General features: G+C 71.1%; 16 protein-coding genes. 15 read left to right on the top strand and 1 reads right to left on the bottom strand.

Translation table 11 applies throughout. The annotated features are described in order from the left end of the window. Window positions 1–41 precede the first annotated feature (41 nt). From K9S39_RS30475 to K9S39_RS30440, 8 genes are all read left to right on the top strand, one after another. On the top strand, window positions 42–740 hold the full coding sequence (locus K9S39_RS30475; protein WP_248866550.1) for a hypothetical protein: 699 nt from the start codon (window positions 42–44) through the stop codon (window positions 738–740). Next, window positions 737–1,666: a hypothetical protein gene (locus K9S39_RS30470; protein WP_248866549.1), complete on the top strand. Its 930-nt coding sequence runs from the start codon at window positions 737–739 to the stop codon at window positions 1,664–1,666. The genes K9S39_RS30475 and K9S39_RS30470 overlap by 4 nt, the downstream gene beginning before the upstream one ends. After that, window positions 1,663–2,091: a hypothetical protein gene (locus K9S39_RS30465; protein ID WP_248866548.1), complete on the top strand. Its 429-nt coding sequence runs from the start codon at window positions 1,663–1,665 to the stop codon at window positions 2,089–2,091. Before K9S39_RS30470 ends, K9S39_RS30465 begins: the two co-directional genes overlap by 4 nt. Then, window positions 2,091–2,519, top strand: a complete 429-nt coding sequence (locus tag K9S39_RS30460) for a 6-pyruvoyl trahydropterin synthase family protein (protein WP_248866547.1) — start codon at window positions 2,091–2,093, stop codon at window positions 2,517–2,519. Before K9S39_RS30465 ends, K9S39_RS30460 begins: the two co-directional genes overlap by 1 nt. Beyond that, on the top strand, window positions 2,516–3,244 hold the full coding sequence (locus tag K9S39_RS30455) for a 7-carboxy-7-deazaguanine synthase QueE (RefSeq protein ID WP_248866546.1): 729 nt from the start codon (window positions 2,516–2,518) through the stop codon (window positions 3,242–3,244). The genes K9S39_RS30460 and K9S39_RS30455 overlap by 4 nt, the downstream gene beginning before the upstream one ends. After that, a complete protein-coding gene (gene folE, locus K9S39_RS30450; RefSeq protein ID WP_248866545.1) occupies window positions 3,244–3,855 on the top strand; it encodes a GTP cyclohydrolase I in 612 nt (203 codons plus the stop codon). Before K9S39_RS30455 ends, folE begins: the two co-directional genes overlap by 1 nt. 65 nt (window positions 3,856–3,920) lie before the next feature. Then, a complete protein-coding gene (locus tag K9S39_RS30445) occupies window positions 3,921–4,346 on the top strand; it encodes a hypothetical protein (protein ID WP_248866544.1) in 426 nt (141 codons plus the stop codon). Beyond that, window positions 4,333–5,970 (top strand): hypothetical protein, encoded by a 1,638-nt coding sequence (locus K9S39_RS30440; protein ID WP_248866543.1) that lies wholly within the window; start codon window positions 4,333–4,335, stop codon window positions 5,968–5,970. Before K9S39_RS30445 ends, K9S39_RS30440 begins: the two co-directional genes overlap by 14 nt. Here K9S39_RS30440 and K9S39_RS30435 read toward each other — a convergent pair. Next, window positions 5,967–6,131: a hypothetical protein gene (locus K9S39_RS30435; RefSeq protein WP_248866542.1), complete on the bottom strand. Its 165-nt coding sequence runs from the start codon at window positions 6,129–6,131 to the stop codon at window positions 5,967–5,969. The genes K9S39_RS30440 and K9S39_RS30435 overlap by 4 nt on opposite strands. Before the next feature lie 229 nt (window positions 6,132–6,360). On the opposite strand from K9S39_RS30435, the gene K9S39_RS30430 reads away from it, so the two are divergent. The 7 genes from K9S39_RS30430 (at window position 6,361) to K9S39_RS30400 (ending at window position 15,010) form a co-directional block, all read left to right on the top strand. Next, entirely contained in the window at window positions 6,361–6,702 is a 342-nt protein-coding gene (locus K9S39_RS30430) for a DUF1360 domain-containing protein (protein ID WP_248866541.1), read from the top strand. Continuing rightward, on the top strand, window positions 6,699–8,381 hold the full coding sequence (locus K9S39_RS30425) for a hypothetical protein (protein WP_248866540.1): 1,683 nt from the start codon (window positions 6,699–6,701) through the stop codon (window positions 8,379–8,381). The genes K9S39_RS30430 and K9S39_RS30425 overlap by 4 nt, the downstream gene beginning before the upstream one ends. Continuing rightward, window positions 8,378–8,611, top strand: coding sequence for a hypothetical protein (locus K9S39_RS30420; RefSeq protein WP_248866539.1), 234 nt, complete (start codon window positions 8,378–8,380; stop codon window positions 8,609–8,611). The genes K9S39_RS30425 and K9S39_RS30420 overlap by 4 nt, the downstream gene beginning before the upstream one ends. Continuing rightward, window positions 8,604–12,134, top strand: a complete 3,531-nt coding sequence (locus K9S39_RS30415; protein WP_248866538.1) for a phage minor head protein — start codon at window positions 8,604–8,606, stop codon at window positions 12,132–12,134. The genes K9S39_RS30420 and K9S39_RS30415 overlap by 8 nt, the downstream gene beginning before the upstream one ends. Next, the gene (locus K9S39_RS30410) at window positions 12,134–12,304 is read left to right on the top strand and encodes a hypothetical protein (RefSeq protein ID WP_248866537.1); all 171 of its coding nucleotides are present in this window, start codon (window positions 12,134–12,136) and stop codon (window positions 12,302–12,304) included. The genes K9S39_RS30415 and K9S39_RS30410 overlap by 1 nt, the downstream gene beginning before the upstream one ends. Window positions 12,305–12,417: 113 nt before the next feature. Beyond that, the gene (locus tag K9S39_RS30405; RefSeq protein WP_248866536.1) at window positions 12,418–14,070 is read left to right on the top strand and encodes a major capsid protein; all 1,653 of its coding nucleotides are present in this window, start codon (window positions 12,418–12,420) and stop codon (window positions 14,068–14,070) included. A 76-nt stretch (window positions 14,071–14,146) separates the two neighbouring features. After that, window positions 14,147–15,010 (top strand): cupin, encoded by an 864-nt coding sequence (locus K9S39_RS30400; RefSeq protein WP_248866535.1) that lies wholly within the window; start codon window positions 14,147–14,149, stop codon window positions 15,008–15,010. The last annotated feature ends 1 nt before the right edge of the window (window position 15,011 follow it).

Genomic DNA, 15,011 nt, shown 5'->3' with positions numbered 1-15,011 from the left:
CGTCCTCGAGTCCGCCCACCACCAACAGGGGAGTGCCCCGCATGACCGAACAGGCCACCTACGTCCGCACCGCGCACCTCCCGCTCGATGAGCTCACCCCGTTCCCCGGCAATGCCAAGCGCGGCAACGTCGACACCATCCTCCAGAGCCTCCGCCGCAACGGGCAGTACCGCTCCCTCGTCGTCCGGCAGATCACCGACGGGCCGCTGATCGTCCTCGCCGGCAACCACACCATGCAGGCCCTCGACGCCCACGGCTCCGGCGACTGCGGCCAGACCGTCAAGACCAGCGGCGGCACCAAGCCGTGCGGCATCTGCCAGAACGACCCGGCATGGGAGCCCGGCGCCCGCTGCGAGCTCGTCACGTGCGACGAGGACACCGCACGCCGCATCAACATCGTGGACAACCGGGCCGCAGACCTCGGCACGTACGACTTCGAAGCCCTGTCGGAACTGCTGGGCTCCCTGGAAGACCTGGACGGCACCGGCTACACACCCCAGGATGTCGAGGACATCACCGCCCTGCTCGCCGCCCCGCCGGACGAAGTACAGCAGCTCGCCGAGCACCACGGCGAGCCGAACGAGGACGTGTTCCGCCCGCAGATCAAACTGACCGTGGACTCCGAGACGTTCGACCGGTGGCGCCTGGCCCTGGACGCCCACCTCGGCAAGGACGACGAGGCCAAGCTCCACCACCTGCTGGACGAGGTGGAGAAGCACCGCGCCGAGGCCGCGGCATGAACACTCTCGGCGGCACCGACCAGCCGTTCAAGGCCCTGTGCTCGTTCGCGTTCTGGCGCCCGAAGGACATGCGGAAGTTCACCGGCAAGCTCGCCACCCCGGTGAACATGATCTTCGGGGACTCCGGCGCCCACTCCGCGCGCACCATGGGCATCCACCTGACCCTGGAGGACTACGCCTCCTGGTGCCAGAAGTGGGACCGGGAACTGACCCTGTACGCCAACCTGGACGTCATCGGCGGCCCGGAGGCCACGTGGCGCAACCAGAAGGAACTGGAGCTCTACGGCTTGGAGCCGATCCCCGTCTTCCACACCGGCGACCCATGGGAGTACCTGGAGCGCTACCTGGACGAGGGCTACACGTACATCGCCCTCGGCAAGCTGCTGGGCAACCCGGTCAGCGAGGTACTGCCGTGGCTCGCTAAGGCCTTCAGGCTCGCTGACGGCCGGGCCGTCTTCCACGGGTTCGGCATGACTGTGTGGCGCGCGTTGCGGGAGTTCCCGTTCTACAGCGTGGACTCATCCTCCTGGGGCCAGGGGTTCCGCTTCGGGGTGATCCAGATGTTCGACCCCAGTAACGGCACTTGGACGAACTTCATGATGCGCGATCGCGACGCCCTGCTACGGCACCGGGAGTTGGTGCGCGCCCACCACATCAGCCCGCTGTCCCTTGCCACTCGCAAGACCTACAGCCGCACGGACGCCATTGCCCTCGCGGCCGTCGCGTGGCGCCGCGCGGAGGAATACCTCCGCGCCCGTCACGGCCCCATCACCATCCCGCCCGGCCCCCACAACCCCGTCACCCGGGGCGGGGCACGCCCTGCCACCCCGGGTCTCCACCTGTACCTGGCTGAAGCCAACTCCACCAACCTCTACCACGCCGCGGCCGGTATCCAGGCAGCCCGACAGGAGGCACCCACCCCATGACCACCAACCCCGAGCCCGAGCCGCTGATCCGTACCGTCGAGGTCGGCCCCTTCGCGATCTTCTTCACCAACGTCAACCGGCCCATGGGACTGCGCGCCCACTCCCACACCGGGGCCGTCACCGTCGTCTACGACACGATCGGCCGGCACGGATACCCCTCCTTCGCGGACACGAACGCCGCCCTGGAGACCCGTATCCACGAGCTGACCCGCCGCCCCTTCAAGGACGCCACGAACGAGGACGTCGCGGACCGGCTCTGGGCCCATCTGGACGGCTACATCGCGCCGGAGTGGGAGGAGTGGGGCGGCCAGTACGCATTGCGCGCCCTCCACCTGGACGTCGTCGGCGTCCACGACGCCATCGGCCACGACAACTCCACCACCCGCTACACCGTCGCCCGCCCCTACGAGCAGGGAGCCCAGTGATGTCGCACGCCGTAACGGTTCGCCACAACTTCGAGACCGGGCACCGCCTGCCGCACCTGCCCGGCAAGTGCCAGAGCCTCCACGGCCACTCCTGGTGGGCCGAGGTCACTGCCGAGTCCCCGGAACTCGCGCAAGGCCTGGTCGTGGAATTCAGCCCCTTCAAGAAGCAGTTGCGCCGGTGGATCGACGAGCACCTGGACCACGGCGTCATGCTCGGCCCGGATGACCCGCTCGTCCCACTGCTGGCCGCCCACGGCTGCAAGGTCCACCAGGTGCCCGGGTGGCCCACCGTGGAGAACGTCGCCGGCCTGCTGGCCCGAGTCGCCGGTGAGGCCCTGACGGAGCTGGTGCGCGCGCCCGGCGCCCGGGTCACCCAGGTCCGCGTGAGCGAGACGCACGTCAACGCCGCCACCTGGACCGCACCGTGACCGCCCCGGCCCCCGACACCACGGCTGACACGCTGGTCGTCGCGGAGGTGTTCGGGCCCACCGTTCAGGGCGAAGGCCCAAGCATGGGGCGCCGAGCCTCTTTCCTCCGCCTGGGCGGCTGCAACCTCGCCTGCTCATGGTGCGACACCCCGTTCACGTGGGACGCCACCCGCTTCGACCTGCGCGCCGAGCTCACCCGCACCCCCGTACCGGAGCTCGTCGCCCGCGTCCTGGAAGGTAGCCCCGGCATCGTGGTCATCACGGGCGGGGAACCACTGCTGCACCAGCAACAGCCCGGATGGGCCGCACTGCTGGCCACGCTCAACGTCGCCGGCGTGGAGGTGGAGGTCGAGACAAACGGCACCCTCGCCCCCACACCGGCCACGGCCGCGGCCGTCACCCGCTTCAACGTCTCCCCAAAGCTCACCCACTCCAACGACCCGACGGACAAGCGGATCCGCCCGGACGCCCTCACCGCGCTCCACCACACGGGCCGGGCCGCCTTCAAGTTCGTGTGCCGCACCCCCGCCGACATCCAGGAGGCCGCGGCCCACACCGCCGCGTACGGCATCCCCCCGCACGAGGTGTGGGTCATGCCCGAGGGCACCACCACCGGGGAACTGGACGAGCGGCTGCGCCTCCTCGCGGACCCTGCCATCCGCGCGGGCTTCAACCTGACCACCCGGCTCCACGTCCACGCGTGGGGCGACGAAAGGGCACGCTGATGAGCACCGCACCCACCCGCACCCCGACCGCCCCCGCCGACCTGGCCACGGCCGCCGCCGGCGCCTACGCGGACGGCCTGCGCGCCTGGCTCACCGCCCGAGGACTGGACCCGGACAGCCCCGCCCTGGTCGACACCCCGGCCCGCGTGCTGCGCGCCCTCACGGAGATGACTGCCGGATACGACGAGGACCCGGCCGTTCACCTCGCCCGCACCTTCCCCGTGGACCACGACGGCGGGCCCATCGTCGTCACCGGCGTACCGTTCACGGCCCTGTGTGAGCACCACATGCTGCCCTTCACCGGCCACGCGGACATCGCCTACCAGCCCGCCCCGGGTGCCCCCGTCGCCGGCCTGTCCAAGCTCCCCCGCGTCCTGGACGTGTACGCCCGGCGCCTCCAGACACAGGAACAGCTCACCCGCCAGGTCACGGCCGCCCTCGACGCCCACCTGTCGCCTCTCGGATCCGCGTGCATCATCCGCTCCGAACACGGCTGCCTGGCCCACCGAGGCGCCCGTAAGCCCGGCTCCGTCATGGTCACCGCCTCCTACACCGGCCGCTTCCAACAGGACCCCGAGGCGCGCGCCGAGCTCCACCGCCTCATGTCCTAACCAGGCCGGATGTGCGAACCAATAGGGACATGCGAACGGAGACATGCGAACGGAGGCGGTGACGGATGAGCGCCAGTAAAGCCAAGAGGGCCGAGGTCGCTGAGCGCCGCAAGAACGCGATTCAGATGGTGCTCGCCGGCCTGGACTACGAGACGATCGCCGAACGCCTCGGCTACGCCTCCAGAGGCGCGGCCCACACCGACGTGGACCGTGCGCTCCACGCCAACCTGTCCGACGTGAAGAAGGAGGCCGGGACGCTGCGGGATATCCAGGCCCGCCGGTACCACCGGCTCCTGGCCGCCGTGTGGCCCAAGGCGCTCAAGGGCGATCTCAAAGCCGTGGAGACTGCCGCGCGGCTCACGGACCGTGTGGTCAAGCTGTACGGGCTGGCAGAGCCGGACAAGCTGGATCTTGACGTCACTGGGCAGATCACCGCCGAGGACCTGATGGAGATCATCCGCAACGCGCCGGCCGACGATGCTGACGCGTGACGCGGAGGCCGCCTACCGGCAGATGCCCCGCGCGGACCGGCTGCGCCTCGCCCGGGGGGCTCCGGCCGAGCTGCGCCCCCATCTCGCCGGCCTGGAGCGCCGGTTGCAGGCCCAGGAGCGGTACATGTACCGGCCGGCCGCCTGGGCGCGGGAGGTCCTGGACTGGCCGGAGGGTCAGGGCGTCACCCCGTACCAGGGAGACGTGCTGGACGCCCTGCCGCCCCGGCGCCGCGTCGCGGTACGCGGGCCTCATGGTCTGGGCAAGACCGGCACGGCCGCCTGGGTGGTGCTGTGGTTCGCCACCACCCGGGATGCGGCCGGGGTGGACTGGAAGGTGCTCACCACGGCGAGCGCGTGGCGCCACCTGTCCGTCTACCTGTGGCCGGAGATCCACAAGTGGGCACGGCGCATCCGCTGGGACGTGCTCGGACGGGAGCCGTTCAGCGAGCTGTCCGAACTACTTTCCCTCAACCTCAAGTTGGTGCACGGCGCCGCCTCGGCGGTCGCGTCCAGCAAAGCCGAGTTGATCGAGGGCGCCCACGCGGACTCCCTGCTGTACCTCGTGGACGAGGCCAAGGTTGTGCCGGACGCCACGTGGGACGCCATCGAGGGCGCGTTCTCCGGCGGACGGATGGACGGGCTGCCGGAGGCATTCGCCCTCGCCATCAGTACGCCGGGGCCGACCTCGGGCCGGTTCTACGACATCCACCGCCGCGCCCCGGGACTTGAGGACTGGTATACCCGGCACGTCACCCTCGCGGAGGCCGTCGCTGCCGGCCGTATCAGCCCGGACTGGGCGCAGCAGCGCGCCCGGCAGTGGGGCGAGGACTCCGCCCTGTACGCGAACCGTGTGCTGGGTGAGTTCCGGGCTGCGGACGAGGACGGCGTCATCCCGCTCGCCTGGGTGGAGGCTGCTGTGGAACGGTGGCTTGCGTGGGACGCCGACGGCCGGCCCCCGGTGGAAGGGCGGCGCGTGCTGGGCGTGGACGTCGCCCGCTCTGGCGGAGACGCAACCGTCCTCGCCCACCGTCACGGCCACCTCATCGTGGAACTGGTCGTCCATGAGCGGGAGGACACGATGCAGACCACCGCCCGCGTCCAGGCCGCTGTCGGCGACGAGGACACTGGCCTGGTGCCCGTCGTGGACTCCATGGGTGTCGGTGGTGGCGTGGTGGACCGGCTCCGCGAGCTCGGCGTGCCCGTCCTGCCCTACACAGGTGCCGCGAGGACCAAAGTGCGCACCAGGGACGGGGAATGGGGCTTCACCAACGTGCGCAGCGCCGCGTACTGGCGGATGCGGGAGCTGCTCGACCCCGCGTTCGGCGCCGAGTTGATGCTGCCGCCGGATGACCTGCTGCTCTCGGACCTCACCGCCCCGACATGGGACGTGACCACGGGCGTGCCGCCCCGGATCCAGGTGGAGCGCAAAGAGGACCTCGTCGCACGGCTCGGCCGCTCCCCGGACCGGGGGGACTCCGTCGCGATGGCCTTCTGGGCCGAGAGCCTCGCCGCCTCCACGGTGCACTCGCCAGCGCACACGGCCGGGCGTTCCAGCGCCGCCGCGTCCCGCTACGGGCGCACCATCGGCGGAGGGGGCACGGCCCGTACGGGCGGCCGTCGTTAGGACTCCTCGGCCAGAAGCTCCGCCGGCGCGAACAGAATGCCCACCTCGGCGTACTCCGGGCCAGGACCGTAGATCACGGCCTCCCGGCCCTCGTAGGTCTCCAACAACACCAGCCGCAACGGTGGCCCGGTGTCCGGCCCCTCGTCCTGGTGATCAGCCATAGAGCAAAGATAGGGGCGCCAGCCGCTGCAGGGCATCGATCTCACGCCGCCCAGGCACTTCACCGGTTCAGCCGCCGACGCCCCGGAGACCAGCGTACCCGTGCCCCCGCCTACGGCCATGATCTGAATTGACCTGCTGACCTGGGCACTTGGCCCCAGGGGTGAGTTCGACAGGTGGCCTATGATGCTCCGCCGATAACCGGAGGATCACATCCGCAAGGGGCGACCATTGATCGAACTCACCGAACTCGCCCTACTCGGCTTCGCCGGGTACCGCGCGACACAGCTCGCCGTGCACGACACCATCCTCGACCCCGTACGCGACCGTATCCACGCCTGGCACGAGCGCCGCCCGGAGTCGGCGACGCGCACCTTCGTCGTGACGCTCATCTCCTGCGTCTACTGCCTCGGCTGGTGGATCTCCGGCGCCCTCCTCGCCGCGTACCTCCTCACCACCGACCAGTGGACCGGTACGCCCCTCCTCCTCCACGGCCTCGAATGGTTCGCCGTCGCCGGCGTTGCCGTCTTCCTCAACCGCTGGGACGACACCCGGGAGGCTTCCGCCGCATGACCCGCGAACTCGTTTCCACAGCGGCCCGGTACACCGCGCGCACCGCGAAGACCTCGGCCAAGACCCAGTCGCGCAGCGACCAGACCAAGGCATGGAGCTTCTACCGCACCCCCGAGGTGCGCTCCTTCGCGAACTGGGTCGCGAACGCCATGAGTGGCGCCCGCCTCTACGCGGGACGGCGACGACCGGACGGTGTGATCGAACCCGCCCCCGCCGGACATCCGGCCGCCCGGATCGTCGCCGAGATCGCCGGCGGACAGGACGGGCAGGCTCAACTCCTGCGCGAGTACGGCCGTCACCTCGCCGTCGCCGGCGAAGGCTGGACAGTCATCCGGCCCCGTGAGGACGGCGGTGCGGACTGGCACGTCGTGTCAGTCCTGGAGATCAGCAGCAGGGGCGCCGGACTCGAAGCGACGGTCGACGGGAAGCAGCTGGCGATCCCGGCCGTGGACGACGACGGCCCGCCCTCGGACCTCGACCCTGTTGCGATCCGCGTGTGGGACCCCAGCCCCGAGAAGCACATGGAGGCCGACTCACCCGTCCTGGGCAGCCTCAACGAGCTGGAGGAACTACGACTGTTGGGCGCGGCCGTCCGCGCGGTCACCCTCTCGCGCCTCACCGGCCGCGGAGTCCTCGTCGTGCCCAAGGGCACCCGGTTCCCGACCAGCCCGGCCCAGGGTGATGCAGAAGACGACCTGATCGACGTGTTCATGCAGGTCGCTGAGACAGCCATCCGAGAGCCCGACTCCGCCGCCGCGACCGTGCCGATCCTCCTCGAAGTTCCCGCCGAGATGGTCGGCTCCATCCAGAGGCTCACCTTCGAATCGGACTTCGACGAGCTGGCGATCAAGCTCCGCGAGGAGAACATCCGGCGCTTCGCCACGGCCGCGGACATCCCCGCCGAGTTCCTCCTCGGCCTCGGCGACGTCAACCACTGGGGCGCCTGGACGCTCACCCAGGAAGCGATCCAGCTCGGCATCGAGCCGCGGCTCGCCGTCGTCGCCCACGCATACACAGAGCACTGGCTCCGCCCCCTGCTCGAAAGCGAAGGCGAGACCGACGCGACCGAATGGCTCGTTGGCGTGGACTCATCGCAGCTGCGCGTGCGCGCCAACCGCTCCCAGACCGCCCTCGAAGTGTTCGATCGCGGCGTCATCGGGGCCAGAGCGCTGCGCCGCGAAACCGGCTTCGACGAGTCCGACGCCCCCAGCACCGAGGAGCAGCGCCCGGTCCCCGACAGCACCAACAGCGCCGACCTCCCGGTGGATGAGTCGACCAGCGAGCCGGACACCCTCCCGGCATCGGCCGGCGATCCGCGCCATGAGGGCGTCCTCGCCGCCGCCGACGGCCTCATCTGGGCCGCCCTCTCTGCTGCCGGCCGCAAGCTCGAACGCACCCCCGCTTGCCCCCGGTCCGAGCGCGCCCGCGCCCGCGAGATCGCGCCGGCCTGCCTCCACACCCTCCTCCCCGTAGAGGCCGGACAGGTCGAGCAGTGGAAGTTGCTCGACGGCGCCTGGGCCCGCGTCCCGGAGATCGCGACGCGCTACGGTCTCGACCCCGAATGCCTGACCGCTGCCCTCGATGACTACTGCCGGGAGCTCATCGCTGCCGGCATCCCGCACAGCTTCGAGCAGACGACGGGCGTCCTGCGCACGCCGTGCCTGGCGCTTGCCTCATGACCGGCCAGGAGCAGCACCGCCTCCCGGGCCCGGCCGCCGCGCCAGCGCCCGGCGCATCCGTGACCCTCACGCCCGGGACGGACGTCGGCGAGGACTGGTGCCCGGCCTGCAAGGCGTACACCCGCCTCACCGGCACGGTGCTGCTCCTCACCCCGGACGGCGTCGCCACGGTCGGCGCCTGGGCGTGGTGCGAGATCTGCGATGACCCCGAGGAGGCGCCCCGTGCCTGACCGCCTTGAGGACGCGCTCACCGCGGCGGAGGAAGACATCGCCGCCGCGGTGAGCGAGGCCCTGACCGAAGTCGCCGCCGAGTTCACCGCCGCCCTCAATGCGGCCGATGAGCTGGTGGCCGCCCGGTTCTCTGTCGCCCGCATCTCCCGTATGTGGAGCCAGCGTGTGCCGCGCCTCGTGCGGCGCCTCCTGGGCGTCGCCGAGACCGCCGCGAACCGTAGCGCGGAGGACGTCGACGCGCCCCTCCCGGACGACTGGGACAACCTCCCCGGACGTCATGAGGATGGCCGGAACCTTCCCGCCTCCCTTGGCGACTACGCCGAGAGGACCGAGCACCTCCTGCGCGCCATCGGTGACCGGCTCTCCGACGTCGCTGCACGGGAGCTCGCGGCAGGTCTCGACGCGGGGGAGGACATGGAGCAGCTACGTGCCAGGCTCCGCGCCGTGTTCGCCCGGGAGGGGGCGCAGCTTGGGGACGCGCGGGAGGAGCGCATCGCCCGTACCGAGGCCGCCCGCGCCTGGAACACCGCCACGCTCGCCGCCGGCCGGGACCTTGCCGCCCCGGACCGGCCGCTCGTCAAGCAGTGGCTTACCCGCCGGGACACCCGCGTCCGCGACGCCCACGCCACGATGAACGGTCAGCTCCGCCTCCTGGACGAGCCGTTCAACCTCGGTGGGGTCCGCATGTCCGCCCCCTCAGATCCGACTGCCCCGCCGGAGCTCGTCATCAACTGCCGGTGCGTTCTGGCTCTCGCACGCGCCGAACGGACCGCCGCCTACGAATCAAAGGCCCCTCAGCGGGGCGACGCCTTCGATGCCGAGGAGACCGGGATGGACCCCTCCCCGCCTACGGTGACCGCTGCCAGCGGCCCCCACACAGGCGCGATGATCGCGCTCATGCCCGCCGAGGAGGACGCGGCCCGGCTCGCCCTCGACAGCGGCCAGCCCGCGGGCCAGCTCCACCTCACCCTGTACTACCTCGGGGAGGGAGAGGACTTCGACGATACCGCCCGCGCGAGCATCATCGACACGCTCACCGAGGCTGCCCGGGACAACCTCACCGGCCCCATCCGCGCCCGGCTGTTCGGCGCCAACCACTGGAACGGGAACGGCAACTCCCCGTGCTGGGTGTGGGCCGTCGGCGACGAGTCCCCGGAGGATCGCACCGCGGACGCCGCGCTCCTCCACCACGCGCACGAGCAGGCCGTCTACACCATCCGCAACGCCGAGGGCATCGACACCGAGAACCTGCCCGTCCAGTACACCCCTTGGGCGCCGCACATCGCCGCGGCCTACTCCGACGACCCCGGCCTCCTCCCCGAACTGCAAGACCGCCTGGGGAAGGTCGCGTTCAACCGACTCCGCGTCGCGTTCGCCGGTGAGTACACGGACATCCCGCTCGGCCCCCAGGAGGAGGCCCCCATGGAAGACCAGCCCGGCGACATGACCGCGGCCGCGATGCCCGCCCGCACCTGGTCCACCCCCGGTGACACGGCGATCGCGTTCGAGAACCAGGAGACCGGCGACGGCCGCGTGTTCTCACCCGGCTCCCTCTACTGGGACGGCGGCCCGTGGCCGCTTCAGTACGCCGACGAGATGCTGATGGGGCATGAGGGCGCGGAGCTCGCCGGGGCGATCCAGCGCATCGGCCGGGACGGCGACCGCATCACCGCGAGCGGCGTCCTCTACCCCGGCCGCCCCGCCGGCGCCGATGCCGTCATGCTCCTGGAGGAGGGCGCACCCCTCGGCATCTCGGTCGACCTCGACGACGTAGACGTGGAATTCGTCGACCGCACGACGAGCGAGGATAAGGACGGGATCCTCGCGCTCGCCGCGTCCCTGCCTTCCGTGAGCGTCCTCCGTCTCGAAGATGGCTCCCTCTTCGTCACCGCGAACACCCTCCCGGAGTGGTCCGCCTCCGGCGTGGCGTTGTCCCGCTCCCGGCACAGCGTGCAGTTCATCACCGGCCCGGGCGGCGCGATCTGCGCCGCCGCCGTGCGGACCGCGTTCGCCGGTACCGGCGTCCTCACCGCAGCGGCCGGCGACACGGACGATCCGGAGACCGGCGTCGTCGTGCACTCCGAGAGCTCCGGGGACCTCCTCTTGCGCATCACCCGCGCCCGCGTACGGGGCGCGACGCTGGTGTCGATGCCCGCCTACGACCGAGCCCGCATCGTCCTTGACGACGCCCCGGAGGAGCCGGAGGAGGACGCCGCCCCGGTGGCGGCCGCCGCCCCGGGCCCGGACCATCACCGCGTCGTCTCCTACGTCTCGGCCTCCCCGGTGCCCGTCGGCGCGCGGGAGGTCGCGCAGGCCCTCGGCATGAGCATGGTGGTGGCGCGTGGGCACCTCACCCGCGCCACGAACGCCGGCAGGATCGTGCGGCTGGCCCGCGGCCAGTACGTCGGCGCCTCAACGCTCCCCGAGGGGATGGACGTTGCCGCCGCCCTCTCCGGGGACACCAGCCTCCCGGTGCACGACAACCGTGACGCCGAGTGGGACCGGGACACGCTCCGGGACCGTGCCGAGGACCTGTACGCCCGGCTGGCCGACGCCTACGACGACCCGGCCCTTCGGCCGCCGTGGGAGGACGAGGAGGAGCCCATGGGGGACCTGGAGGCATCCGCCTGGACCGCGATGCGCGACACGGACCCGATGCCCGCCGCATGGTTCCGCGAGCCGACGGAGGAGGAGCTGCCGCCCGGGAGCGGCGGAGTGCACTACGCCGACGGCCGGATCTACGGATGGGTCGCGCAGGCCGGGGAGCCCCACGCCGGATACCCGGGCCGCAACCTCACCGTCGAGTCGCTGGGGGACATCGACCTCACGCACTTCCTCCGCGCGAAGTTCCGTCTCGATGACGGATCCCTGGTGCGCGCCGGGGCCTTCACGATGAACGCCCCGCACCACCGGGACGGGGCCGAGTGCGAGAGCGCGGCGTGCCAGTTCGACGACACCCGCACCGTCGCCGGCATCGTCACCGTCGGCATGAACTCCCGGGGCCTGTGGTTCTCCGGCGCAGCCGCGCCCTGGCTGTCCGAATGGGACCGCAACGTCTTCGCAGCGTGCCAGCCGAGCTACCACATGAAACAAGGCCCGGCCGGACGCTGGCAGCTCCGCGCCGTGCTGTCCGTCCCCGTGCCCGGACACTCCTCCCCGCTCCTCGCCTCCGCCGTTGCCGAGCGCTCAAACCTCGCGCTCGCCGCGTCGGCGTCCGGCCTCCTCACCAGCCCGGACACGACGCCCGGACACGCGACGGACGTCTCCGGACAGCCGGTGTCCGGACAGGCCGCGGACACGTCCGGACAGCCCGCCGCGGCCAGTGACGCCAGCGCCCTCGCCGCAGCCCTCGTCGCCAGCCCCACGTTCCTCGACGGCCTCCTCACCGCCCTCGACCGGCGCGAGGCCGAGCGAGCCGAAGCAGCCCGCGCGGAGGTACAGCGGCTGGCCGCCGCCGTCGCCCCGGCCCGGGAAGAGATCGCCGCCAGCATGGCCGGCACCACACGAGACGGAGACGCCTGATGCCCTGCTCCTGCCAGTCGAAGCGCCAGCAGTGGGAGGTCGTGACCGCCACCGGAAAGGTCGTGTTCACCTCCGCCTCGAAGCCGACGGCCGAGACCGTGTCGAAGCGCTACCCGCAGAGCAGCATCCGGGAAAAGGCGAAGCCCGGCACGACGACCACGGCGAAGTAGCAGCGCCCCTTGACATGACCGGCCCGCACCGCACGGCGGGCCGCTAAGATTCCCTCACGACGACTGCTGGTTTTGGGCCGGGTCTCCAAGAGCGATCACTGGAGATCCGTCCCATGGCCGAGTTCGAACTCCCCGAGGACATCACCGCACTCGACGACACCGAGCTCTCCGAGCTCCTGGAGGGTGCGGTCGCCGCCTTCGATGCCAAGTCCTCATCCTCCACCGTCACGCCGAAGGACCTCGAACAGCTCCGCACGCTCGCGACCGCCGTCAACGACATCCGCGCCGAACAGGCCGCGCGCACCGAGGCCGCCGAACAGGCCGCCGCGGAGATCGACTCTCTGGCCGCGCAGGTCCGTGGCGGCGACGCCGACCCTGAGCCAGCCGACGACACCCCGGCGGGCGAGGACACCACCGCAGCGGCCGAGCCCGAGCCCGCCGCCGAGCCGGAGCCGGAGCCGGAGTCCGAGCCGAAGACCGCTACCGCTGCGGTCGTGCATCGTCCCGCGCTCGACCTCTCCCACGTGCGCCGCCGCCAGCCCCGCGTCCTGCCCGAGCCGCCCGCGCCGACCACCAGCATCACCGCAGCCGTCGACGTCCCCGGCTACACCCCCGGCGCGCCGCTCAGCTTCTCCGACATCACCGCCGGGATCATCTCCCGCGCCAACGCCCTGAAGACGGCGGGCGGCGGCGTCGGCCAGGTCATCTCCTACCGGCACCCGTACCCGCCGGAGCTGATCGTCACGGACTCCAGCTCGGCACCGGAAGGCACCGAAGTCGCGCTGCGTGCTGCCGATCAACGGCGCCTGCCCCAGGGCGACCTGGTCGCGTCCGGAGGCTGGTGCGCGCCCTCGGAGACCGTCTACGACCTGACCGATGTCGCGTGTGCCGACATGCTGTGGGACGCCCCCGAGATCCAGCTCGCCCGCGGTGGTCTGCGCTACTACAAGACCCCCAGCCTGGACGTCTCCGCGATGACGTGGGTGCACACCGAAGCCGACGACATCTCGGGCGCGACCAAGCCCTGTTTCAAGATCCCTTGCCCGGACCCGATCGAGGCCCGCTGCGACGCGGTCGGGGTGTGCCTCGAAGCGGGCATTCTCACCCAGCGGCATTTCCCAGAGCTGGTGTCCTGGTACCTGCGCAACGCCATGGTCGCCCACGAGATCCGCATCCGCAGCGTGCTGTTCCAGCAGGCCGTCGAATCGGCGACCCCGGTCCAGATGGGCGACAGCTTCGGCGCGGTTTCGGCGGTGTTCTCGGCAGTCGCTCTCCAGGCCGCCGACATGATCGAGCGTCACAGTCTGTGTGAATCGATCAGCCTGGAAGTCGTGTTCCCCTGGTGGTCGCGGAACCTGTTCCTCGCCGACGTCGCCCGCCGCAATGGCGTCAGTATCGAAGAGGTCAGCACCGCAGATGTGCAGCAGGTGTTCACCCCCCTCGGTGTCGGCATCCAGTGGGCGCGCAACCTCGCCCCCGCCGTGCCCGCCGACATCGGCGGCGCGACCGCCGCGACCGTGTGGCCGGATGAGGTGTCGTTCCTGATGTATCCGGCCGGGCAGCTCCAGCTCGGTCGCGGTGAAGAGGTCAACCTCGGCGTCATCCACGACAGCACGAAGTTCTCGACGAACGACTACACCGCGCTGTTCGCGGAGGAGTGCGTGACCCTCGTCGACCGCTCCGTGGACACCCGCTACGTCACCGTCCCGGTCTTCCCGAGCGGCGAGACCGGCGGGCAGACCCTCATCACCATCGGCGAGTCCTGACCGCGTCCGCACCGTGACTGTGGCGGGCGGTGCTTCGTGTGGCGCCAGCCGCCCCGAGAGAAGGAGCTGAGACTCGATGGCCGCAGGTCTGCGGAAATACGTCGAGGCGATCGACGGCACCCCCCTCCCGCACGGCATCCTCAACACGCCGTGCACCGACGTGCGGGACGTATCCGATGAGCACGAGCTGCTGGGCGTCGAATGGCTGGCCCGTGGCTGCTGCCCCGTCCAGTCCTGGACCGACCCGTGCCTGGACGAGTCCCCGAGCGACGAGTCGCCAGGTGAGGAGTCTTTGGGAGACGCCCCCGGCACCAAGGAGTTCTGCCGACCGGAGACCGAGCACGCCGAGCCCATCACCCTGTACGCCGGATCCGAGTGCTCCACGATCGGCTGGTCGTACAACGAGGCCCGCGAGCACGCCGAGGCGACGCTGTCCCTCGGCGAGCAGCAAGGGCTGGAGGCCGCGTTCTGGCGGTCCAAGCTCATCCAGGACGCTGTCGACCTCACCCCCGTCGAGGGGCCGTTGAGCGTTGCACAGGGCGTCGCCGTGCTGGAGGGCTGTCTCGCCGAGTCGTACGGCGGCGTCGGCACCCTCCACGTCCCAGCGGGCGTCGCCGCTCTGTTGGGCTGTTGCGACCTCGTCCGCGAGGACCCGACGACCGGCGGGCTGCGCACTCTCGCCGGGAACTGCGTGGTCATCGGCGCGGGATACAGCGCGGAGAACACCGGTCCCGGCGGCGTCCCAGCGGACCCGGGTACCGCCTGGATGTACATCACCGGGCCCCTCGTCATCCGCCGCGGCCCGTCGGTCACCATCCCTGACCGGCCCGGAGCGTCCGTCAACACACGTAACAACGACCGTCGGGTGCTGGTCGAGCGGACGTACGTGGTCGGCACGACGTGCACCGTGTGCGCGGTCACCGTGCAGACGACCTTCTGAG

The organism is Streptomyces halobius (assembly GCF_023277745.1).
GTDB classification, from domain to species: Bacteria; Actinomycetota; Actinomycetes; order Streptomycetales; family Streptomycetaceae; genus Streptomyces; species Streptomyces halobius.
Note: the sequence above shows the minus strand (reverse complement) of the source record. Positions and strands in the feature narration are given on the sequence as shown.